The organism is Burkholderia sp. D-99, from assembly GCF_011605345.1.
Classification (GTDB): Bacteria; Pseudomonadota; Gammaproteobacteria; order Burkholderiales; family Burkholderiaceae; genus Burkholderia.
Window position 1 is genome coordinate 313,798 of the sequence record NZ_JAAOXM010000006.1, and the last position, 23,204, is coordinate 337,001.

General features: G+C 64.4%; 19 protein-coding genes and 1 tRNA gene. 5 read left to right on the forward strand and 15 right to left on the reverse strand.

What is annotated here, in order from left to right:
• Nucleotides 1-17 precede the first annotated feature (17 nt).
• Nucleotides 18-1,385, forward strand: coding sequence for an MFS transporter (locus HAV18_RS23390; RefSeq protein WP_166960442.1), 1,368 nt, complete (start codon nucleotides 18-20; stop codon nucleotides 1,383-1,385).
• Nucleotides 1,372-2,418 (forward strand): beta-propeller fold lactonase family protein, encoded by a 1,047-nt coding sequence (locus HAV18_RS23395; protein WP_166960445.1) that lies wholly within the window; start codon nucleotides 1,372-1,374, stop codon nucleotides 2,416-2,418. Before HAV18_RS23390 ends, HAV18_RS23395 begins: the two co-directional genes overlap by 14 nt.
• Nucleotides 2,419-2,479: 61 nt before the next feature.
• On the opposite strand, the gene HAV18_RS23400 is transcribed toward HAV18_RS23395, so the two are convergent.
• The gene (locus tag HAV18_RS23400) at nucleotides 2,480-3,517 is read right to left on the reverse strand and encodes an AraC family transcriptional regulator (protein WP_166960448.1); all 1,038 of its coding nucleotides are present in this window, start codon (nucleotides 3,515-3,517) and stop codon (nucleotides 2,480-2,482) included.
• 204 nt (nucleotides 3,518-3,721) lie between these two features.
• On the opposite strand from HAV18_RS23400, the gene HAV18_RS23405 reads away from it, so the two are divergent.
• Complete coding sequence (locus HAV18_RS23405) at nucleotides 3,722-4,831, forward strand: fatty acid desaturase (protein ID WP_166960451.1); 1,110 nt, start codon at nucleotides 3,722-3,724, stop codon at nucleotides 4,829-4,831.
• A gap of 33 nt (nucleotides 4,832-4,864) precedes the next feature.
• Here HAV18_RS23405 and HAV18_RS23410 read toward each other — a convergent pair whose 3' ends face one another.
• The 13 genes from HAV18_RS23410 to HAV18_RS23470 form a co-directional block, all read right to left on the reverse strand.
• Nucleotides 4,865-5,485, reverse strand: coding sequence for an HAD family hydrolase (locus HAV18_RS23410; RefSeq protein ID WP_021162444.1), 621 nt, complete (start codon nucleotides 5,483-5,485; stop codon nucleotides 4,865-4,867).
• A gap of 144 nt (nucleotides 5,486-5,629) precedes the next feature.
• Nucleotides 5,630-6,496, reverse strand: a complete 867-nt coding sequence (locus HAV18_RS23415) for a hypothetical protein (RefSeq protein ID WP_166960454.1) — start codon at nucleotides 6,494-6,496, stop codon at nucleotides 5,630-5,632.
• Nucleotides 6,497-6,547: 51 nt separating this feature from the next.
• Entirely contained in the window at nucleotides 6,548-7,204 is a 657-nt protein-coding gene (locus HAV18_RS23420; RefSeq protein ID WP_166960457.1) for a TerD family protein, read from the reverse strand.
• A gap of 100 nt (nucleotides 7,205-7,304) precedes the next feature.
• Complete coding sequence (locus HAV18_RS23425; protein WP_166960460.1) at nucleotides 7,305-8,321, reverse strand: DUF475 domain-containing protein; 1,017 nt, start codon at nucleotides 8,319-8,321, stop codon at nucleotides 7,305-7,307.
• A gap of 45 nt (nucleotides 8,322-8,366) precedes the next feature.
• On the reverse strand, nucleotides 8,367-9,113 hold the full coding sequence (locus tag HAV18_RS23430) for a VWA domain-containing protein (protein WP_166960463.1): 747 nt from the start codon (nucleotides 9,111-9,113) through the stop codon (nucleotides 8,367-8,369).
• 11 nt (nucleotides 9,114-9,124) lie between these two features.
• Nucleotides 9,125-10,216, reverse strand: a complete 1,092-nt coding sequence (locus tag HAV18_RS23435; protein WP_166960466.1) for a toxic anion resistance protein — start codon at nucleotides 10,214-10,216, stop codon at nucleotides 9,125-9,127.
• 423 nt (nucleotides 10,217-10,639) lie between these two features.
• Entirely contained in the window at nucleotides 10,640-11,980 is a 1,341-nt protein-coding gene (locus tag HAV18_RS23440) for a virulence factor (protein ID WP_166960469.1), read from the reverse strand.
• Nucleotides 11,981-12,027: 47 nt separating this feature from the next.
• Nucleotides 12,028-12,291: a PAAR domain-containing protein gene (locus HAV18_RS23445; protein ID WP_027784933.1), complete on the reverse strand. Its 264-nt coding sequence runs from the start codon at nucleotides 12,289-12,291 to the stop codon at nucleotides 12,028-12,030.
• A gap of 9 nt (nucleotides 12,292-12,300) precedes the next feature.
• On the reverse strand, nucleotides 12,301-13,782 hold the full coding sequence (locus tag HAV18_RS23450; protein WP_166960472.1) for a virulence factor: 1,482 nt from the start codon (nucleotides 13,780-13,782) through the stop codon (nucleotides 12,301-12,303).
• Nucleotides 13,779-16,088: a hypothetical protein gene (locus HAV18_RS23455; RefSeq protein ID WP_166960475.1), complete on the reverse strand. Its 2,310-nt coding sequence runs from the start codon at nucleotides 16,086-16,088 to the stop codon at nucleotides 13,779-13,781. The genes HAV18_RS23450 and HAV18_RS23455 overlap by 4 nt, the downstream gene beginning before the upstream one ends.
• Nucleotides 16,089-16,111: 23 nt before the next feature.
• Nucleotides 16,112-18,889: a type VI secretion system tip protein VgrG gene (locus tag HAV18_RS23460; protein WP_166960478.1), complete on the reverse strand. Its 2,778-nt coding sequence runs from the start codon at nucleotides 18,887-18,889 to the stop codon at nucleotides 16,112-16,114.
• A 239-nt stretch (nucleotides 18,890-19,128) separates the two neighbouring features.
• Nucleotides 19,129-19,542 carry a hypothetical protein gene (locus HAV18_RS23465; protein ID WP_166960481.1) on the reverse strand — a complete coding sequence of 138 codons (414 nt, stop codon included), beginning with the start codon at nucleotides 19,540-19,542 and terminating at the stop codon, nucleotides 19,129-19,131.
• A gap of 45 nt (nucleotides 19,543-19,587) precedes the next feature.
• Nucleotides 19,588-20,217, reverse strand: a complete 630-nt coding sequence (locus HAV18_RS23470; protein ID WP_166960484.1) for a LysE family translocator — start codon at nucleotides 20,215-20,217, stop codon at nucleotides 19,588-19,590.
• A 348-nt stretch (nucleotides 20,218-20,565) separates the two neighbouring features.
• On the opposite strand from HAV18_RS23470, the gene HAV18_RS23475 reads away from it, so the two are divergent.
• Entirely contained in the window at nucleotides 20,566-22,746 is a 2,181-nt protein-coding gene (locus HAV18_RS23475; protein WP_166960487.1) for a TonB-dependent siderophore receptor, read from the forward strand.
• A 57-nt stretch (nucleotides 22,747-22,803) separates the two neighbouring features.
• A tRNA-Ser gene (locus HAV18_RS23480) sits at nucleotides 22,804-22,894 on the forward strand.
• Between the two features lie 60 nt (nucleotides 22,895-22,954).
• Here HAV18_RS23480 and HAV18_RS23485 read toward each other — a convergent pair.
• Nucleotides 22,955-23,170 (reverse strand): hypothetical protein, encoded by a 216-nt coding sequence (locus tag HAV18_RS23485; protein WP_166960490.1) that lies wholly within the window; start codon nucleotides 23,168-23,170, stop codon nucleotides 22,955-22,957.
• Nucleotides 23,171-23,204 lie beyond the last annotated feature (34 nt).

Genomic DNA, 23,204 nt, shown 5'->3' on the forward strand with positions numbered 1-23,204 from the left:
CCCGACCGGAGACACGCTTGAACCCGCCCTCGCCCGCCCTGCCCGGACGCGACCCGCTCGCGTCCGCCGTCTCGAAAGTGAAGTGGCATGTGCTGCCGCTCGTGCTCATCATGTTCATCGCGAACTACATCGACCGCGTCAATGTCGGCTTCGTCGATCGCCACCTCGAAGCGTCGATCGGCATCGGCGCGGCCGCGTACGGCCTCGGCGCCGGGCTGTTCTTCGTCGGCTACGCGCTGTTCGAAGTGCCGTCGAACCTGCTGATGCAGCGCTACGGCGCCCGCGTGTGGCTTGCCCGCATCATGGCGACGTGGGGCATCGTCGCGGCCGCGATGGCGTTCGTGTGGAACGACACGTCGTTCTACACGCTGCGCTTCCTGCTCGGCGTGGCCGAGGCCGGTTTCTTCCCCGGTGTCGTGCTGTACCTGTCGCAATGGCTGCCGCCGCAGGAACGCGGCAAGGCGATGGCGATCTTCCTCGGCGGCTCCGCGTTCGCGTCGGTGCTGTCCGGGCCCGTGACCGGCGCGCTGCTGTCGATCCGCGGTTTCGGCCTCGAAGGCTGGCAATGGATGTTCCTGATCGAAGGGCTGTTCTCCGTCGCGCTGTGCGGCGCGAGCTGGCTGCTGCTGAAATCGCACATCCGCGATGCCACGTGGCTCACGGCGGAAGAACGCACGGCGCTGCAGAACGCGCTCGACGAGGAACGCGTGACGCGCGACGTGCGCTCGAACGTGCCGGTGCGCGCCACCGCGCTGCTGCGCGACCCGCAGATCATGCTGTTCTGCTTCCTGTATTTCTCGATCCAGCTGACGATCTACGCGGCCACGTTCTGGCTGCCGACCATCATCCGCAAGATGGGCGGCCTCACCGATTTCCAGGTCGGCCTGTACAACACGATTCCGTGGATGATCGCGATCGGCGCGATGTACGGCTTCGCGGTGCTGTCGTCGAAATGGAAGCATCCACAGCGCTGGCTCGCGTGCGCGCTCGTGCTCGCCGCGTGCGGGCTGTTCGCGTCGACGTCGCACGATCCGGTGTGGTCGTTCGCGTCGATCTGCTTCGCCGCGCTCGGCTTCAAGGCCGCGTCGTCGCTGTTCTGGCCGATCCCGCAAGGCTATCTCGACACGCGCGTGGCCGCGGCCGTGATCGCGCTGATCAACTCGGTCGGCAACCTCGGCGGCTTCGTCGCGCCGACGGCGTTCGGCTATCTGAAGCAACATACGGGTTCGATCACGGGCGGGCTGTATGCGCTCGCGATCGCTTCGCTCGTCGCCGCGGTCGCCGCGCTGTTCGCGCGCACGCACCGGCGCAGCGATCCGCCGCGCGGCCTGCCGGCCGACGAATCCTTCACGAACGCTTCGATGCTCCGCCATGCCGAACACTGACCGCCTGACCGTCGTCGTCTCGAATGCCGCCGACGGCGACCTCGCCACGTTCTCCCTCACCGGCGACGGCACGCTCACGCCGCTCGCCCGCTATCCCGCAGCCGACGTCGCGATGCCGATCGCCGTGCAGGCCGACCGCGCGCGGCTCTACGTCGCGACGCGCGGCGAACAGCCGACGATCGTCGCGTTCCGCGTCGCCGTCACCGGCGCGCTCGCGCGCATCGGCACGACCGCGATCGACGCGAGCCACGCGTACCTGTCGCTCGACCGCAGCGGCCGCTGGCTGCTCGGCGCGTCGTACGGCGGGAATTCGCTCAGCCTCTACGACGCCGCGCGCGTACGCGACGGCGACGGCACGCCGCGGCAGGTCGCGGACGGCATCGCGAACGCGCACTCGGTGATCGTGTCGCCGGACAACCGCTTCGCGTACGTCAGCTCACTCGGCTCGGACCGCGTGTTCAGCTTCGCGCTCGTCGAGGACGCGGCCGGCCTGCGTGCGGTCGAACACGGCGAAACGCGCGTGCCGGCCGGCTTCGGCCCGCGTCACCTGCAGTTCGCGGATGACGGCCGCACGCTCGCCGTCGTCAGCGAATTCCAGGCCACGCTCGCCACGTTCGCGCGCGATCCCGCCACCGGCCGGCTCGGCGATGCGCACGTGAGCGCACGCCATCCGGCCGTCGCCGAACTCGCGCAAGGCCATGCGCGGCCTCCCGCGCCTGCCGAGCCTTCCGTCTGGGCCGCCGATCTGCACTTGAGCCCCGACGAGCGCTTCGCCTACGTCAGCGAACGCACGTCGAGCCGCCTGCTCTGCTATCGCCGCACCGAAGAAGGCACGTTCGAACCCGCGCACGCGAGCGCCACCGAGACGCAGCCACGCGGGTTCGCGATCGACCCGTCGGGGCGCTGGCTCGTCGCCTGCGGCGAACAATCGGAGTACGTGTCGGTGTATGCGATCGCGCCGGACGATGGCGCGCTGTCGCCGCACGCGCGCGTGCCGGGCGGGCGCGGCGCGAACTGGGTCGCGATCGTCTGAGAAGGGGACACGGGGGGCATGAATCGGCAGGCCCGCCACGCAGGCGGGTTCATGCCCGCGTTCAGCGCCGCTCGCTCGGCGCGACACCCGTCCAGCGCTTGAACGCACGCGTGAAGTTCGCGCGATCCGTATAGCCGACACGCGCGGCGATCTCGTCTACCGGCAGCCGCGTCCCCTCGAGCAGCCGCAGCGCGTCGCGCAACCGGATCTCGTCGAGCAGCGCCGAATAGGTCGCGCCGTACTCGGCGAGCTTGCGCTTGAGCGTACGCGCCGACACATGCAGCTCGCGCGCGACGTCGTCGACCGCCGGATAGCCGACCTCGCCGCAGATCAGCAGGTTGCGCACGCGCTCGACGATGCTTTCCGCATAACCGAGCCGCGCGAGTTCAGCCTCGCACTGCTGCACGATCATCTGTGCGGTATGCGCGTTCGCGGTGCCGATCGGTTCGTCGAGCAACGCGGCGTCGCAGCGGATGCGGTTCGCGCGCGCGTCGAAATGGCAGCGCGGCAGCCGCGCGCGATAACGCTCGAACCACGGCGGCTCGGCCCATTCGAAATGGAGTTCGGCGCGCGACTGCAGCGTGCGCCCCGGCACCGGATACAGCAGTGAATTGAACAGGATCGCCGTCTCGACCAGGAAGTTCTCGACCGCGAACTGTCGCAGCCGGCCGAGCGGAAACGCTTCGAGTACGTCGATGTCGACGGTCCCGTCGAGCCGCGCGAGCCGCACCGAGAAGAACGGCACGCGCGTCGGCAGGTAGCGGATGCCGAGCGCAATCGCCTCGCCGAGCGTCGCGCAACTCATCAGCCCGAAGCCGATCAGTCCCGCTTTCGTCAGGCTGCTGCGCAGGCCGATCTCGATCGCGATCGACGGATCGTCCGTCGCGTCGAGCAGGTTGAACACGATCGCCGCCTGTTGCAGCGGCGTGATGCGCGCATCGGGCTGCGCGAGCCGGTCGCGCTCGACGCCCGAGCCGGCGAGAATCCGGCCGCCGTCGATGCCGCGCTCCTCGGCCAGCATCAGCATGAACAGCGCATACGCGGACGACACCGTCGCCTTGTTCAACTGGCGCGCGGCATCCGGGACGGACAGGGCCATACGGCGGACTCCGGAGCGGTTTCGGCGGATTGTAGCGCCGCTGGCCCGCAATGACACCGGGGCGAGACTCTAGCCGCGCCGGCCGGCCATCCTGGCCCGAAATGACACCGTCATTGGCACCCGCGGCCCTCGCGGGCGGTCGGGTGCGCGCCTATGCTAGTCACATCGGCATTGCGCCCCACTCTTTCCGCAGGAATCCGGTCGATGAGCCAACCCGCACGAACCGCCTTTCGCCACGACGCGGACAAGGTCGCGTACGTCCGCCGCGAGGTCAACGCCGCGAGCGACGCGATCCGCGCGCGCTTTCCGTTGCTCGACAACCAGAACCTCGTCGGCGCGACCGTGATGGCCGTCTCGGTGAGCGCGATGCTCGCGATCGCCTGGCTGTATGCGCGCGGGGCGATCGCGTGGTACGTCGCGCTGCCGCTCGCCGCGTTCGTCACGTCGCTGATCCACGAGCTCGAGCACGACCTGATCCACCTGATGTACTTCAAGAAGACGCCGTGGGCCTATCACCTGATGATGGCGCTGTGCTGGCTCACGCGGCCCGGCACGATCAACCCGTGGACGCGGCGGCGCATGCACCTGCATCACCACAAGGTGTCGGGCGGCGAATCGGATCTCGAGGAGTTCGGCATCACCAACGGCGAGCGCTGGGGCGTGAAGCGCCTGCTGATGATCGCGGACGGCATGCTCGCCGTCGTGCTGCGGCCGGCCGCGATGCGCCGCAAGGTGAAGCAGTATGTGGCCGCGCAGCCGGTGCAGGATCCGGTCGAACGCGTGCAGTTGCGCGTCGAGCAGGTGTCGTCGTACATGCCGGTCGGTCACGTGTATTACGTGCTGTGGCATGCGTTCATCGTCTATCACGTCGGCCTGTTCGCGCTGCATGCGTTCGGCTACCCGGTGACGGTGCCGGCCATCGTCGAACGCGTGATGAGCGTCGTCGATTTCCTCGCAGTGGTGTGGCTCGGGCCGAACTTCGTGCGCAGCTTCTGCATCAACTTCGTCAGCTCGAACATGCATTACTTCGGCGATATCGATTCGCGCAACGTGATCCAGCAGACGCAGGTGCTCAACCCGTGGTGGATGCTGCCGTTCCAGCTGTTCTGCTTCAACTTCGGCAGCACGCATGCGATCCATCACTTCGTGGTGCGCGACCCGTTCTACATCCGCCAGCTGACCGCGCGCACCGCGCATGCGGCGCTACGTGAAGTCGGCGTGCGCTTCAACGACGTCGGCACGTTCTCGCGTGCGAATCGCTGGGGCGTGTATCGTCCGGCGCGTCGCGCTCGCCACGCGCAAGCCGACGCTTGATGTAAAACCGGCAAACGCCGGCGCCGCGCCGACTCAGCCGCCGATCGGCGGCATCGGCCCTTGCCCGCGGATCCACGACCAGTTCGCGAGCTCGGCCATTTCCTTGTCGCCCCGGCTGTCGCCGTACGCGAACAATTGTTTCGGCGGCCGGTTGCCCCACCATCCGCGCAGCCGCACGACCTTCTGCGGCCCCCAGCAGTTCTCGCCGTCGAGCCGCCCGGCAAACGTGCCGCGCTCGAACGCGAGCCGCGTCGCGAGCACCGCATCGAAGCCGGCCGTCTTTGCCCACTTCTCCAGATACAGCGACGGCGACGCGCTCACCAGCACGACTTCGTGCCCGCGTGCCCTGTGCTCACGAATGCGTTCGAGCATTTCCGGACGCACGAGGCCCGGCAGGTAGGTGTCGACGAACGTGCGCGCCTGCGCATCGAGCGCGTCCTCGCGCACCGGCCCGAACGCGAACGACGCGAACTTCGCTTTCGCATCGCCGCGCGAAAGCAGCCCTGCCTTCATCGCGACGATCCACGGCAGCGCGCGGAGCCCCGCCCAGGCGAAGCGCGGCGTGCCGACCGCATAGCGGACAAAATGTCGAAAGCTGTCGGTCGTCGTGATGGTGCCGTCGAAATCGAATGCGGCAACGATGCGGTCAGTCATGGAGAATCGGCGGGAAAGCAATGAGATGCCCGGGAAGATAGCAGACTCGCGCCGGTCCACGCGAAACGGGGTGACGCGGCGGTGTGCCTGCGCAGCGAATGCGCGCGCCGCGGCGCGCGCATTCCTACCGTTCGTGCCGCTCGCTCAACGCTGCGGCCGCGCCGCCAGCGCCGCCGGCAGCACGACGTTCATCAGGTGATCGGCACGCGACAGCAGATCGGTCACGCGCTCGTCGAGCCCGCGCAATTGCGCGGGTTGCATGCGGATCTGCTGCACCGCCTGCCCGACGATGTTGCGGCGATCGAACAGCGTGCGCTCGACGCCCGCGTCATCCGGTGCGCGCACGACGTCCGACACCGCGCTCAGCGCCGCGAGCACGACCACGAGGTTCTCTTCCGCATGGCGGACCTTCGCGGCGAGTTCCTCGGTGCGGCGCGGAAAGAAGCCGAGCGACTGCTTGAGCGCACCGAGCGCCGCACGGTAGTCGACATGGCCCGTCGCCGCGCCGAACCAGCGTTCGAACATGCCGGCCTTGCGCGTCGCCTGCGCGAGCATGCCGGCCATCATGTCAGCCGCGCTGAGTTCGTTGAATTCGCGCGTCGTGGCAGCGACGGCTTCGACAAGGTTGCCCGCCGTCTCCAGCGCGCCGTCGCCGATCGTCGCGACCGTCGCGAGCTTGAGCGGCACCAGTTGCCGGATGTGCCGCTCGATGCGCGGCGCGAAGTCGGGATAGAGATTCGGGAAGCTGGCCTGCGCGGCGCGGAAGCAGGCTTCGAGCTGCGGATGGTTCGATTCGCCGAACAAGGCGCGGCCGACCGCCTCCGCCGGCGCCGTGCGCGCGGCCTTGTCGGGCGCCGGCCCGAAGTCGAGCGCCTGCGGTGCCGGCCGCTCGGGCGCACGCGCGCCCGGCGCCGCAGCCGCGGGCGGCGCGTCGAACGCAAGACGCCCGGGCGTGCGCTCGGGCGTCGTATCGAACTCGAGCCGCTTCGGCTCGTCGGACGGATTCGTCATCGCTGCTTCCTGCCCGGCACGGCGGTGTCGCGCCGGCCGGGCTGCCACCAGTCAGACCACGCCGCCGTACGCGCGCACGAAATCGCCCAGGCCGCGTTTGTAGCCGGCGCCGACCGCCTTGAACATGAAGTGGCCGTCGCGGCGATAGAAGCTGCCGACCTGCACCGACGTCTCCATCGAGAAGTCTTCCTCGAGCGCGTACTTCGCGATCACCGCGCCCGACACCTCGTCGGCGATCTGGATGTAGCTGTTGCGCACCTGCCCGAAATTCTGGCGGCGCGCTTCGGCCTGGTCGATCGTCACGACCACCGAGATTTCCTCGATGTCCGCGGCGAGCTTCGTCACGTCGATGAAGATCACTTCGTCGTCGCCGTCGCCGCTGCCCGTGCGGTTGTCGCCGCTATGCACGACACCCAGGCACTTCGACGCCGGCATTCCGCGCTTCGGGAAATCGTCGCCCGGCTGGATGAAGGTGTCCTTGCGCTCCATCGTGCGCACTTCGCTGTTGTAGAACACGAAATGCTGATCCGAGATCAGCTTCGGATTGCTCTGCGCGTCGTACTTGCACAGGAACACCGACACGTCGAGATCGAAATCCGTACCCGTGTCCGTTGCGTTCGCGTCCCAACCGAGACCGATGCGGAATTTCTGCGTGCCGGGCGCTTCCTTCGACAGGTTGACGCGACCGCCTTTCGACAAATTGATCATCTGAACCTCTTCTGCTGGAACCGCCGTTGCGCCGGCGGCAATGCCGGGCCGCCCTGCGCGGCCCCTCGTTGATGGTTTTCGTGCCGCGGGTGACGCGTGCTTATTCGCCGGCCACCGCGGTGCGGTCTTCCTTGCGCTGCACGACGATCGACGACCACACGGCCGCGGCGATCATCGCCGCGCCGACCAGGCCCGTGATGACCTCGGGCACCTCGAACTTCACGCCGAGGAACATGATCGTTGCGAGCGCACCGATCGCCCAGAACGCGCCGTGTTCGAGATAGCGATACTGCGCGAGCGTGCCCTTCTTCAGCAGCACGAGCGTCATCTCCCGGATATAGGCCGCGCCGACGCCGAGGCCGAGCGCGATCAGGAAGATGTTGTTCGACAGCGCGAATGCGCCGATCACGCCGTCGAAGCTGAACGACGAATCGAGCACCTCGAGATACATGAAACCCGCGACGCCTTCGCGCACCACGCGCGTGCCCGTTTCCTCGCCGCCGATCAGGTCGCCGATGCCGTGTGCGATCACGAAGCCGATCACGCCGAACGCGCCCGCGAGCAGGAAGCCGACCTGCTCCGCCGACGGCACGTAGAACGACGCGACGATCACGATCGCGAGCGTCAGCGCGACTTCCAGAGCGGTGATCCGGCCGAGATGGCGCATCGGGCCTTCGAGGAAGCCGATCCAGTGCTCGTCCTTCTCGGTGTCGAGCATGAACTTGAAGAACACCATCAGCAGGAACGCGCCGCCGAATGCCGACACCTGGTGATGCGCCGAGGTCAGGATCGCCGCGTACTTCTCCGGCGACTCGATCGCGAGCGTCAGCGCATCCCACATGCCGATGTGGCCGATCACGGCGACGATCAGCAGCGGGAACACGAGCCGCATGCCGAACACGGCGACCGGCAGGCCGAACACCATGAAGCGGTTGCGCCACTTCTCCGACCAGTTCTTGAGCACGGAGGCGTTGACGACCGCGTTGTCGAGCGACAGCGAGATTTCGAGCACGCACAGGACCGCGACGATCAGCATGTCCTTCACGCCGCCGAGGAAATACGCCGCGACCAGCGCGAGCACCGTCAGCGACAGCGGGATCTTGAAGTCTTTCAACATGATGTGGGGTTTCGAGTTTCGAGAAAAATGGCCTGCGGGCCGCGCTTACTTCGCGCGTACCCAGTCGCAGAATTCCTGCGTGATCAGCTGTTCGTAGATCTGTTCGTCGCTGATCTCAAGCGATTCGAGATGCAGGAAGCCGACGTTCGGCATCTCGTCCGCGACTTCCGCGAGGAAGCCGAATTCGCTCGGATCGCCGACGCCGACGAGCGACCAGTACAGCGGGTAGTGCTGCGACTCGGCCAGCAGCTGGCGCACGCGCTTGCGGTCGTTCTTCGGGTTCTGCCCGTCGGTGACGAACAGCACCCACGCGGGCAGATGGCCGTTCACCGGCGCGGTGGCGGCCGGCGCGGGCGTCTCGTCCGCACCGCCGAACAGCCGGCTCAGGAAGCCGCGCTTCTCTTCGCGCTTCGGCGACGGCTCCGGCGCGCGGAAGAAGAAGTCGACGATGTCGTTCATCACCGGCGCGTACTGCGTGCCGCCCCACTTGTCGATCCGCGCTTCGAGCACGTAGTCGGAGATGTACGAGCCGTAGTTGTCCGGCGTCGCGGTCGGCAGCCGGTCGTAGCCTTCGGTGAAGGTCCACGTGTCGACTTCGCCGTTGTCGTCGAATTTCAGTGCGATGCCGAGGATCCGATCGTGCGTCTCCTGGATCACGCCCGACTGGTAAAGCGGCTTCGCGGAGCCGGAGATGTCGAGCGCCGCGCCGACGCGCACGACGGGCGGCTTCAGGATCTGGCGTTTTTCGAGGACGATCGCGACCTTCGCCGCGCGTTTCTCAAGCGTAATCATGCGGTGTTCTCTCAGTTGTGCTTCGGAGCGAATCGGGTGATCAGGTCCTGTTCGAGCTGGCGCAGGCGCGGCGCGTCCTGCTCGCGCTGGCGCTTGCCGTCGGCGATGATCTGCGTGACGTCGTCGAATGCGCCGAACAGCTGCTGCTGCGCATATTCGAACGTGTCGGTCGAGATCACCGGGCGCTGGCCGAGCTTCGCGACTTCCTGCGCGTTCTGGCGGTTCAGGTCGGCCTGCGCGCGGATCGCCTCGTCGGCCGCGTCGTACGTCGCGTTCGCGAGCGCCGCCGCGCGCTTCGTGCTGAGCTGCTCGAGGTAGAGCGCGAACGCATTGGTCCACGCGGGGATCAGCACGGTCTTGATCGTCATGAACTTCGACGTCAGCGTGCGTTTCTGGTCCTGCTCCATCCGGATCTGCGGCGCGAGCTGCTTCGACATCAGCATTGCGCGATCGAGGTCGTCGAGCTTGCTTTCCAGCGCGTCGACCTTGCGCTTCACGTCGAGCAGGCGCTGCGCGGCGAACGCATCGTCCGCCGGCTGCTGGCCGGCCGCAAGATGCGCGCGCAGCGTCGCGAGCGCCGTTTCGCCATGCGCCTTCGACTGCGCGAGCGCCTGGTGCAGCGCGTAGTTGTCGTTGTACATCCGCTCGAGCTCGTCGATGCCGGCCTTCTGGCGCTGCGCATGACTCTCGAGCTCGACGACGAGCGTGTCCATCCGCTTGCTCACCGACTCGTATTGCGACAGCAGCTTCTCCTTGGTCGAGCGAAACAGCCGCGTGACCTGCGTGAGCAGCCCGCCCTTGTCGGCGCCGCGCGGATCGAGCCCCTTCGCGGTCGCGATCAGTTCGTTGAGCTTGTCGCCGAACTGGTCGGCATCCGACGCGCGGACGCTCGCGAGAATCTGTTGGGAAAAAGCGGCGATCCGCGTGCCCTGCGTCGCGCCGAGCTGGTCGATCTCGTCGACGGTGATCAGGCGGACATTCTCCGCCGGGCGTGCTGCCGGCACGGCGATGGCGGCGGCGGGCACGGCGACGGGTGACGAAGACGGAGTGGAAGGACGAACGCTTACCGCATCGGAGTTCTTGTCATCGAATAGCGGCTTCATGTGGCTACCACGTTTCCTTTTCTGCTTTCTGCTGCGTGTTGTGATGCGTGCGAGGCGCGCATCCGCGATTGCCGCCGTGCTCTCTCACGGGCGGCAGACGGACAATAAATGGCGACGGTGCGGCGCGTCAAGCAAGGAAAATCTTTCACTTTTCATACGCTCCGTAATGTATGCGACAAAAACCTCGATGCAGCCTCCGGTGACGCGCGGGCCAATGCCTTGATGGCGCTCGAACCGGGATTTTCCGGGAAGTGCGGTCAGCACAAAATAGAAAGTATTTTGAAAGAATATGTCTCTTGCCATTTCGCTGATTGTTACAGATTGCTTAATGCCAGGAGGGTGTCGTCGCGACGCCTCGGGCGCCGGTATATGCGTCGATGTGCAGACATGCGATGTATCGCGGCAATCACCTTGCGTCGGGTTCTACTCCGAGTAGCCTTGTGTCGTCGGGCCTGCATCGTGACGGCGACCCCACCACGGCAAGTACGCGTTGTTTCCACCGCGTGCCCGGAACCAGTTCTTGCTGGAATCGATCGGCGTCAGCTTCGACGGTGCGACGACGACCACTGCAGTCGGATGCTCGGTGTCAGTCGTTCCCGCCACGAGCACGTTTCCACCGAGGTGATTTGCGCGGCCGATCGCGAGGGCCACATTGGTCAAGGCTGCACCGGCACCCATGTCACCGAGCAATGCCGAGGTGTTGAAGGTCTGTCCGCGAAGGTCGCTTTCCGGCAGAGCTTCCGCGAGTCCTTGCGAGAGGAGCGCAGCCCTTGCCGACGCGGCGTCGCTGCCCTTGCCCGCGTCATGAATGACGTAGTTCAACGACGAGACGGTGACACCCGCATCGCGTGCCGCTGCATCGATAATCGTCGACCTCCATGCATGTGCCGCACGCTTTGCATCGGTGCTCCCGTCGAAATCCCGAAGGTTGCTCTGTGCGGCCTTGCCGATCCAGGCGAGCGGCTCACGGTCAGTCTTCAAGCCCGGACCAGCGAGAAACAGCACAACCATGTTTTCGTTGATCTGTTCGTCGTGCGGCGGGAAACTGGGTGCGTCCCAGTTCATCACCCACACGCTTTTGTCGGGATGCGCGGCCAGGTAGTCCAGTGCAGCGTTCAGCGACGTGAAGCCGGCATTTCCCTGGCCCGACGTCACGCGCACATCGGGCGGCGTGTCACGGCTCCAAAGATTTTTTGCGGACGGGTTGCCGATTTCATACGCATTCACCATTCTGTCGCGCAAGTACGCTCCGGCAGCTATTGGGTCGAGGCGGTCGACAGGAAGTGCGACTTCGACTCGCACCCCGGCCAGTTCACGCCACTCCCTCTTGTACTTCGAACTGACGGTGTAAAAATAATCCGGATTCGTCACATAGCGCGTACGAAACAACACAAGCAGCTTGTCGACGTACTTTTCATAGAATCCGGAAAACGTCTCACTTCCCCGGTTGCCATCCGCGACGATGGATACCGGTTGCAAGGTCGAGTATTTCACGGGGTTGGTCCGGACCATATCGTCATTGGTGTTCGGTTTCACCAACCCCAGTGCCCACAGCAATTGCCACTCCGTCGGATAGTCACGACGCTGCAGCGGATTGAGCCATTCAAGTCCGACAACCTGGGCAACGAACGGCGCGGCGGATACACCTTCGACAGATTGCGCCGGCGCGGTACTCGTCGCAGCCCGCAACGGCGAGCCCGACAAGAGGGCGGCCATGACAAATGAGACGAGCCCAATGCGTCTTGCAAGAGTGATGCGATGCATGGATATTCCCGATCGACCGTGCCAACGACGACTGCCGGTTCGACAATTCATTCCCGTCCGGACGACGCCAGACTCGAAATCAGCGTCGCGCCACACGATGTCTTGTGACCATCGAATGCGGCGGGTTTTCCGTCGACGATGACCTGCGGATCGCCTTCGGCGATAAAGCAGGCCTGATGGCCCGCGATCGGGCAGACACACGTATCACCGAGTCGGGCAACCGGCCGCCCCATCACTTCACTGACCGCACTGCCGGTCACGACCTGACCGCCGTGGCTCGTCGCGTCGCCGACTCGAATGATTCCGCGCATGCGTGCTCCTTATTCCGAATAGCCTTGCGATGCCGGACGCGCGTCGTGACGACGGCCCCACCACGGCAAGTACGCGTTGTTTTCACCGCGTGCGCGGAACCAGTTCTTGCCGGCGTCGATCGGCGTCAGCTTCGACGGTGCGACAACTACCACAGCGGTCGAATGCTCGGTGTCGGTCGTTCCGGCTACGAGCACGTTTCCGCCGAGGTGATTCGCTCGGCCGATCGCCAGAACCACATCTGTCAACGCCGCGCCGGCCCCCATGTCACCGAGCAGCGCCGCTGTGTTGAAGGTCTGCGTACGGAAATCGTATTCCGGCAGCACCTCTGTCAGCGTTTGCGATAGGGAGGCAATCCGCGTCGACGCAGCATCGCTGCCCTTGCCTGCGTCGTGAATGACGTAGTTCAGCGACGAGACAGTGACGCCAGCATTGCTCGCCGCCGCGTCGATCGTCGATTTCCATGCCTGCACTGCACGGCTCGCGCCTTGCTTCGCCTCGAAATCCTTCACGTTGCTTCGTACAGCCTTGCCGATCCATGCCAGCGGCTCACGCTCGGTCTTCAGATCCGGGCCGGCGAGGAACAGCACCGCCATGTTCTCGTTGATCTGTTCGTCCTGCGGCGGAAAGCTCGGCGCGTCCCAGTTCATCACCCATGCGCTTTTGTCGGGGTGCGCGGCCAGATAGTCCAGCGCCGCGTTCAGCGACGTGAAGCCGGCGTTGCCTTGACCTGATGTCACGTGCACATCGGGCGGCGTATCGCGGCTCCATAAATTTTTTGCGGATGGGTTCCCAATTTCGAAAATATTAGCGATCTGGCCGCGCAAGTACGAGGCCGCAAACGCAGGATTGAGTCGGCCAGCGGGAATTGCCAGCTCGACATGCATTCCAGCCAACTCGCGCCACTTTCTCTGGTCATCCGAGCTAACCGTATAAAAATAGCCCTCATTCGTAAAATATCGCGTACGAAAAAGTATTAGCAGTTCATTGATGTATTTTTTATAGAACCCCGAAAAAGATTCGCGCCCCAAACGACCGTCAGCCACGATAGAAATCGGCTGTAACGTAGAATATTTTCGTGGATTGGTTCGAACCATGTCATCATTGATATTCGGCTTTACCAAGCCCAGCGTCCACAATACTTGCCACTCTGTGGGGTAATCCCTACGCTGCAGCGGGTTCATCCAACCAAGCCCAACGACCTGAGCAACGAACGGCCTGGACGCATCTGTCCCGACAACCGGAATCACCTTCTCGGTCGACGAGGCAGCAACTGCGCTCGGCCCTGCAATCACCGTTGCAAATGCAAATACCATGATTGCCACCAGCCCCGGGACCAATACTAAACGTTTCATCAGAGTTCCCATACTCAACGATACTCCTGTCGCCCCATCAGACGAAACCAATATCAAGAATGATGCTCCCAACGCAAGAAGCAACGCGGCGATGGCGACTCCAAATCGGCGCGGCCAGGTAGCAATGACCGACCTCATAAAATGCCCCCAAGCTTCAGGAAAAGTCCACCATCTCTTTCATCATGTATCTTGGACGGCATTTTTGCATAATCGTCCGTAGCAACCCAATCCTTTAAAAATAATCTATTGCATTTTCCGGTTGAAATATATTCCGCCATCTGACCAATTGGATTACTGCCATCGCCGCCATCACCGCCATCACCGCCATCACCGCCATCATCATCGCCCAGACCCTTTACAAACCTCCAATCAGCCTGGATTCTGAATTCCGACAAATCTGCCGCAGTCAAATAGCAAAGTCCAATTGCCACATCGTAAGCCAACGCTTTTTCAGCATGCTCGCTGTTGGTCATGATGGTCGAATGATTGGTGGGGTTATTCTTGTCCCCACCGTTCAGAATCTCGAAGATCTCCTTGTTCCTCCATTCGGTATAGTCAGCGCTCGCTGCGTCCGGATCGTCTTCTCCGACTACATTTCCGTCCTTGTCGACCCAACGGCGATTCCCTGATCTCCGCGCCTCCATCCGGAGAATGGAATGATCCTCGTATCGCTGCGCAGCCTCTGATGCCGCGTCTCCCTTCGCTTTCAGCGCCTTGCCTTCGTCCGAAGCGATTTTTTCCGACTTTTCGTCAAAGTTATCGTACGGATCGTCATCCCGCTTGTCATTCTTGCCGGCATCGCGTCCGGCAGACGGCGGATCGTAGCCCTCATTGAAATCTGCTCCTTTGAGCAGCTTTCCGTCCGCATCGCACGCGCCCGACGGCTGGCCATAGCGCAACGCCTTTGGAAAGAAGCGCGTTTCCTTGTCGAGCATCGGTGCCGTAATCGGGATTTCCCATTCTTTCGGCGGCGGGGCATTGACCTCCATGTCCGACAAGTTGAACAGGTAGAGGGCGGGGCTCGTTACAAACGTGACAAACTTCGCGAGCCACCCCTCATTGGAATGCATGCCTCGCGCAAAACCGTACCGCGCGGGCGGTGACGGGGGATACCAAAATCCCTCCGTTTTGTTCTTGTCACTACGCCAGTCATTCTCCCAATACCGGTATAGCTTGTTGTCACCGCCAACCTCGAAATTCGACGCGAACACACGTTGCGAGAAAACACCCCACGCGTTCGTCGCACTGATCTCGTCGATACTCATGCCGCGCCATCCGATCCCTTGAACGGTCAGGGCGGAAATGACCTGATCATGCGGACAGCAATACAGTGTCACTCTCCCGTAGGTGTTCTTCTGGTACAACCCGTGCGCCTCCCGGTCCTTGGCTGCGCTATACGGCTTCCCCCCGCACTCCGACGGCCTGGCGTTTTCCATCGCCCGATCAAGATCCTCCGCAGGCATCTCCAGATCGGCTCGAGCGCGCAGGATATCGAAGTACTCCCTCAGCGTTTCCTTGCGTGCGACGTAGGTCTCGCGTCCCACGTGCCCGTTCTTGTCGCGTACCCCGCGCTGTGCCCAGGTATCGGTGAAGTTGCTCTCCACAAGGCTGTACGGCGGATTGGCAAGAACATAAGTGTCCGCGACGCAGCGTCCTTTCTTGCCCCACTGATCCTGCACCTCCGGCAACCGATCGCCGAGGAATGCAGCGGCGAGACCGATCATGTTGCCCTGGCTGTGGCACACGATCGTGATCGGCACGTCGGCCTGACGCTTGCGGATCGATTCGACCAGGCGCGCAAGCCGCAGCGCACCCAGCACGCCATAGGTACGCGGCGGCGTCGAATAGATCTTGCGATTGCCGATCGAATTCATGTGCTGGACGGTCAACCAGAGAAAAAGCCGGTCGTGCAACCCGTCGTTCCACAGATCCGGCAGACTCGAACACCCGCCCGCGAATGGCCCGCCGCCCCAGTAATTCTTCTCGTTGAGCATGATCTTGTCGCCATACTCCTTCAGCTCCTCAGCATTGGCGGCATATCCCCACCGGAAATGAATGACGGGCGAAAAGGACGGATCTGGCTTGATGTACGTCTTCGACGACATTTCTGGATTCAGGAAGCCATCGGACGTCAGGCTTTCGATATAGCTGACCGGCGTCATCTGACCGGCTACCGGCCCAAAATGGAACAATTGATCGTCATAGCGTCCCATTCGCCGGTTCAATCCGTCGCAAAGCCCCTTCTCGGCGTCCTTGAACCATTCGCCTTCCGAATTCACCCCGTGCACGAAGATGACCACGCCCGGCAGCGGCATCTGCATCACGCATTCGAGGTCGTTGCGGTTGAGCAGCGTCGTCCCCGCTCCACCGCCCACTGAAGTCTGCGACGCATCGTCAGCCGACGTCTGCCCGCTCGGGTTCTGCGCAAAGTTGTAGTTGAACATGTTGTTTTTCTTGAAGACTCAGCTCAGGTTCTCGACTTGAAGAAGCGAACCGCCAATTGTTCGAACTGATCGCTGCTGACCGGCGCCAGCTTGCCTTGCGCATCGGTCTTCCCCTTGATCAACTCGCCCGACGCCTTTCGCACCTCGGCTTCCATGCCCTCGACCGGCTGCCCGTCGGTGGCCCGGACCAGCTTCGGCACGCGCCCCAGCGAGCCCTGGTCGAACTTCGGAAAATCGGCGCTCATGCTCGCCGGCCCGGCCCACGTATGCGACGCGGACTTGACGGTGAAACTCCCCGGACACCCGAGCTCGATATCGCCGCCATGCAGCTTCAAATACGCGCCGCCCGACGTCACGAACACGACCTGCTCGCTGGCCATGCCCGCAAGCTTCCCCCCGCCCGCCGTCATCTGAATGCTCTTCGCCGAGTCGATCTGCGTATCGTCGTTCTGGCTCTGCAGCGTCACCTTCCCCTGGTTGGCGATCGCCGATACGCCTTCGCTGTGCGCGAACATCGCCACGCCATGCCCGGCCTGCAGGTTGATCCGCTGACCGCTCGTGTACTGAAGGTGGTTCTGCGCGACGACATCGACGTTGCCGCCCGCATGGGTTGTCACGGTCTTCGGAGTCGCCATGCTGATGCCGGCCGGCGCGGTGATGCCGATTGCGGCCATCGACGCGCCTGACGATTCACCGCCGCCTGACGCCTCACCATTCGGCCAGCCGTTCACCGTGGTCACGAGCGCGTCGTGCGGCTGTGTGTCCGGGGCGACACCCTGATGCTGGCCCGCGTAGTCGCCGAGGCTCTTGAACAGTTCGACGCATTCCTGCATCAGTTGCAGATACTCGTCCCGCGCCAAGTGCCCGTCGTTCGCGCGCAGCCGCTCCCAGGCCGATATCAGCATCGCCTTGCCGCTGCGAATCGCCACGTGCGCATCGCTGCGCAACTCGGCGCCCTCGCCGCGAGCCGTACCCTGTCCGTTGTCGCGTGGCTGCGTCAGATACCCGAGGTTCAGCTGACTGTACGCATGCTCGCTAGATAACTGGCTGCTGATCTGGCCGGGCGTATCGTCGAAGCGGATCTGGTTGTACCGCTGCCCCTTGATTTCCTTAGTCTTCGTACCGGACAGATAACGGTTGCCCGGCAGCGCGCCGGTATGGCTGAAGGTCGCCGGCATGTTCGGCCCGTTGGCCAGCACGCCCATCACGACGAGCCGGTCCGGATCGCCGCCGATATGACCGATCAGCACCTCCATGCCGACGCGCGGCAACGTATTCGCGCCAAAACTCGGCCCGGCGAGCGCGCAAGCGACGCGCACCGGCGCACTGTCGGATGGCGTGCCGCTCGTTCCCGCGCCCTGCGCGTGCGCATGATCGTCCGCACTCAGCCCCTGGATCCGCACACGGATGCGACCCATTTCATCGCAGAACACCTCCTCGCCCTCCGGGCCGACGACGACAGCCGTCATCGGATGCACGGGCGGCAGGTCGACGTGGGGATCGTATGCAGGCGTCAGCGGCACACCACGCCGCACGCACGAAAACGTGTTTTCGTAGCGCCTGTCGCTTTCGTCGCCCGATTTGCCGCTCACGTCGGCCGGCACCGCATTGAACAGCACGCGGCTCGCCGCGAACAACGATTGCGCGCGCTCGTTCAGTTCCTTCGGCAGGTTGTTCCGCACGCGATGATGAAGCGACGTGACGATGAACTGCCGCTGTTCGGACGGCAAGGTGTCGAGTTGCGGATGCTCGGCAAGCGCAAACCAGTGGCCGACAGCCAGATCGCGCACATTGCTCACGCCGTCGACGGATTCGGCACGCAGTTCATGCGCCAGCATCCGGTCCTTGCCGATCCGGTCGAGGTCGGACGACGAATCCCCGGCGTGCGGGATATCGATGACGGCATCGGCCAGCAAATGCCCGAGGTCGTTACCGCCGTCGCCCTGGTCGACGATCGTCGCCTGCTCGGTTTGCGACATCCGGCCGCTCTTGTAATCCCACGTCGGCCGAACGATCTTGCCCGGGATCAACCGGCGGCTCGTCGCCCACAGCGTGATCGAGTCGCGTTCTTCGGTGGCGGCGTCGCGGTGATAACGGATGGTGCCCGCGGGCGTCTCCGGCAACTTCATCGAGTCGTCGGCGAAGACGAGCGTATGAACCGGCGTGTCGTGCGCGTTGCCGTTCGCCCGCTCGCCGGCCTTGCCCGCCTTGACGAATACGGTCGCACCGTCGCGCCGCAGCAACCGCCGGATGAAGTGCGCGTCCGACTCGTTGACCTGCCGCGTCAGCTCGCGCGCCGGGTATCGTTCACCATGCAGGCCGGACAAATCGAATTCGAATGCGCCGGCGAGCGCCGAACTGCGCTGGCGCCACTCCTGAAGCAGCACGCCCAGAATGTCGGGCAGGCTCTTGGAGCGAAACAGACGCGAATTGGTCCGCCGCTCCATCACGGACAGCACGTCGCGAATCGTCAGCTGGTAGCAGGTCAGCGAACCGTCCGACTGTCCGGTGCGAACATCGGTAACGATGCCGTTGATGGTGTGGAGTCGCCCGCGATCGGTCGTCATCTCGACGGAAACCGGCAGCCCGATGAAGCTGCGGATCGGAAGATCGGCTCGTGCGGACACGCAGGTCAGATGCCCCTCGACGCCCGTCATCAACCCTTCGCGGATGTCGGCGTACTGAAGCGCAAGCACCTGCTCGAGTGTCTTCTGAGCAGGCCCCCAGTTCATGCGAACCGGCCGATTGTTCTGATCGACCACCCCGGACGCAAACGTGCGTAGCAATTCGGCTGTATTCACAGCGTGACTCTCAGGATTTTGTTTTACTTCGTTATTCGTCGGACAATCACGCCCGCTGGTCCGTCCTGGGAGTGCCGCCCGTCTGGTTTTCGGCGAGCATAGCAAAATTGTCAGGTTGGTGACGGCTTTTTGACAGGATTTAGAATGCTTTTTGCAAAGCGTCCGGCCGGATTCAGAAACTCACATTCTTTCGAATCGGTTCAGGCCTCATCCCGCGGCACCCGATCGTCGTCACGGTGTCAGCCCCGTACGTGCCGCATTCCCAATCCGGGCAGGACGAACGGCACCGCCAGGTCACGAATCGTGAAATCCCATCGTCCGTCGAACCCGACGAAGGTCGCGCTGAAATGCCGGTCGTCGGCCCAGGTCAGGTCGTCCAGATGGCACGACGCATACATCGCGCCGACCGTGCGCCGCGCGAGCACCTTCGGCGAATCCTTCGACACGAGCGTGAACGTAACGGCTTCCTCGAACGGGCAGTCGTAGTCGGTGACGAGCAGATACGCGGCCGGTGTCTCGAACTGGCGAAGCAGCACGTAGCCGGAAACGGCGAGCGCGGAACGCACGCCATCGACAAGCACATGCGTGCGCGACGGCCACTTCTCATACGGACCGTCGTGCGTCTCGAGCGCAAAGCGATCGACCGGCTTCATCGTCGCATCGGTGTCGGCGCGCCGCTTCCCCGCTGCATCGCCGCGTCAGTTCGCGGCCTTGCGATACAGCGCAACGTACCCCGCGAGCATCAGCAGCAGCGACCCGCTGACCCGGTTCAGCCACTTCTCCCCGGCCGCTTTCCACACGCGTACCGAATGCACGCCGAGCAGCGCGTAGCCGGTCATCCCGACGACGTCGATCGCGACGATCGTCGCGGCGAGGATCGCGTACTGCGGCGCGATCGCGTGCGACCGGTCGACGAACTGCGGCAGCAGCGCGGACATGAACAGGTAGTACTTCGGGTTGCTCATTGCGACGAAAAAGCTCTTCAGGAACGCGGTCCGGCGATCGGGCATCGCATGATCGAGTGCCTGCGAGGCAGCGCGGCCGCCGGACGAGAGCAGCATCCGCACGCCGACATAAGCGAGCCACGCGGCGCCGGCCAGCTTCAGCGTGACGAATGCCGCTTCCGACGCGTCGAGCAGCATCCCGAGACCGAACCCGACCAGCGCGACCATCACGACATCGGCCGTGACGGCGCCCAGCATGCCGACCATCGCGTGACGCAATCCGTACCGCGAGCCGTTGCTCATGGCGAGCAACACCGTCGGGCCGGGCGTGGCGACGCCGACGGAGAGGATCAGGGCAAAAGCGAGCAAGGCGGACAGCGACATGGCGTGGCGTTCCTTCTGAAGGGAGCTTGCGAACGGGATGGCATCGCCGCCTTTCGCCGCGCGGGCCGCTGCCGGCACGCGCGAATCATGACGACGCATTCGAACGGCTCATGATCGCATGTTCGCCCCGAGGCCCGTTCGGCGGTTGCGTGACGTCGATCCCGCAGGGCGCCCGCCCGTCATCCCGAATAATGAGCAGCCATTTTTTGTAAACGACAATGATTCTCGTTTACGTTAGACTCCGCCGCTCGATAAAAACACGTCCGCGACAGCACGGACGCGTCACACCGCCCGGATTCCGACCTGCCGCCCTGGGATGGATTACCGACCACACCCGATTTGCGTCCCATGTCGACACTTTCGTTACCCGCCCGGCGTCTCACGCCGATTGCCTTCGGCATTGCGCTGACCTGCGCGCTCGCCGCCCCCGCGCAGGCCCAGCAGGCCGCGCCCGCCGCCCCTGTCGCGCCTGACACGTCAGTGTTGCCGTCGATCAACGTGACGGGCGCCGCCGAGCCGCTGCCCGGCGACCTCGCGCCGACCTACGCCGGCGGCCAGGTCGCGCGCGGTGCGGATTACGGCGTGCTCGGCCGGCAAAAGTCGAGCGACGTGCCGTTCAGCATGACCACCTACACGTCGAAGCTGATCGAGGATCAGCAGGCACGCACCCTCGCCGACGTGCTCGACAACGATCCGGCCGTGCGCAGCGCGTCCGGCTACGGCAACTTCTCGCAGGTATTCGTCATCCGCGGCTTCCAGCTCGCCGGCGACGACGTTTCGCTGAACGGCTTGTACGGCGTCACGCCTCGACAGCTCGTCCAGACCGATGCGGTCGAACGCGTCGACGTGCTCAAGGGCGCGAATGCGTTCCTGAGCGGTGCATCGCCGAACGGTTCGGCCGTCGGCGGCGGCGTGAACCTGCAACTGAAGCGCGCGGACGACAAGCCGCTCACGCGCGTCACCGTCGACGGCTCGGTGTCGGGCTCGATCGGCACGCACGTCGACATCGGTCGCCGCTTCGGCAGCGACGGCCAGTTCGGCGTGCGCGTGAACCAGTCGATCGGCGGCGGCGACACGGCCGTCGACGACGAACGCCACCGCAACAGCGTGACGGCCGTGTCGCTCGACTGGCGCGGCGACAAGCTGCGCCTGTCCGGCGACTTCCTGTATCAGCGCGAGCGGATCGACAACGGCCGCCCCGTCGTGCTGATCGGCGGCAACCAGGCGCCGGCCGTGCCGTCCGCGACGCACAACTACGCGCAGCCGTGGAGCTTCAGCGAGCTCGAGGATACGGTCGGGATCGTGCGCGCCGAATACGATTTCCTGCCCGCGTGGACGGCCTATGTGTCGGCTGGAGCACGGCATACGAACGAGCACGGCGACTACTACACGCCGACCTACTCGTCGTCCGGTACGACCGGCTCGCGCCTGAGCGTGCCGCACAAGGAGGACGCCCAATCGGCCGAAGCCGGTGTGCGCGGCCGCTTCACCACCGGCCCCGTGTCGCACTTCGTGACGGCCGGCGCATCGTTCATCCGCATCGACAGCCAGTCTGCGTACACGATGTCGGGCGCGTTCCCGACGACGCTCTACGATCCGTCACCGGTCGCGTTCCCGCCGACCGCCTATGCGGGCGGCGACATGAGCGATCCGGGCACGGTCAACAAGACCTGGCTGCGCAGCGTCGCGGTGTCCGACACGCTCGGCTTCCTCGGCGACCGCGTGCTGTTCACGATCGGCGCGCGCCGCCAGTCGATCTCGGTCGACAATTTCGACTACACGGGCGCGGTGTCATCGACGTACAGCGACGCGATTACGACACCCGTGTTCGGTCTCGTCGTCAAGCCGTGGCAGAACGTATCGATCTTCGCGAACCGCAGCGAAGCGCTCGCGCAGGGCGAAATCGCGCCGAACACCGCGCGCAATGCAGGCCAGTCGCTGTCGCCGTTCCGGTCGAAGCAGGTCGAAGCCGGCATCCGCTACGACACCAGCAAGGTCGGCGCGTCGCTCGCGCTGTTCCAGATCGAGAAGCCGATGGCGTACACCGATCCGGTGTCGAACCTGTTCGGCGCCGACGGCACGCAGCGGCACCGCGGCGTCGAGACGGCCGTGTACGGCGAACCCTGGAAAGGCGTGCGGCTGATCGCAGGCGCGACGTACATCAACGCGACGCTGCAGAACACGGCGGGCGGCGCGAACGACGGCAACCGGCCGATCGGCGTGCCGTCGTTCCTGCTCAACGCGGGCGCCGAATATGACGTGCCGATGCTGCGCGGCCTCACGCTGACCGCGCGCTGGATCCACACGGGCCCGCAGTACCTGGACGTCGCGAACACGATGTCGATCCCGGCATGGGACCGCTACGATCTCGGTGCGCGTTACGCGACGGAGCTGTTCGGCAGGAAGACGACGTTCCGTGCGACCGTGCGCAATGTCACGAACAAGTCGTACTGGTCGTCGACGACCGGCGGATACCTCACGCAGGGCGATCCGCGGTCGGTGTGGCTGTCGATGACGACGGATTTTTGACGATTGCGGAAGGGAGTGGCGGGTTGCCGCCAGAGTTTGCTATACTCTCGGTCTTCCGGAGAGATGGATGAGTGGTTTAAGTCGCACGCCTGGAAAGCGTGTATAGGTTAATCGCCTATCGGGGGTTCGAATCCCCCTCTCTCCGCCAGGACATCAGCAAAAACGGGCCGCTCGGCCCGTTTTTCATTTCTGCACGCCAAAGCGCCCGTCAATCGTCGGTATGCCGACGCTTGGCGGCGCCCATGTGCGTTCTTGCATCGTCGATTCGCTCCCCGCCTGCCCCGGACGCCCGCTGCGCCGACACGCCCGCCATCACGCGCTTCGCGTCGATTTCCGCCGTCAGGCATCGGACGAGCGCGCCGGCCCTGCAATTCAACGCACGCTTCATCGCTTCATTGTTTTTTCGACGCGACGACAACGCCATTCAATCCATCCGTCGAAATGGAATAACGATCGCG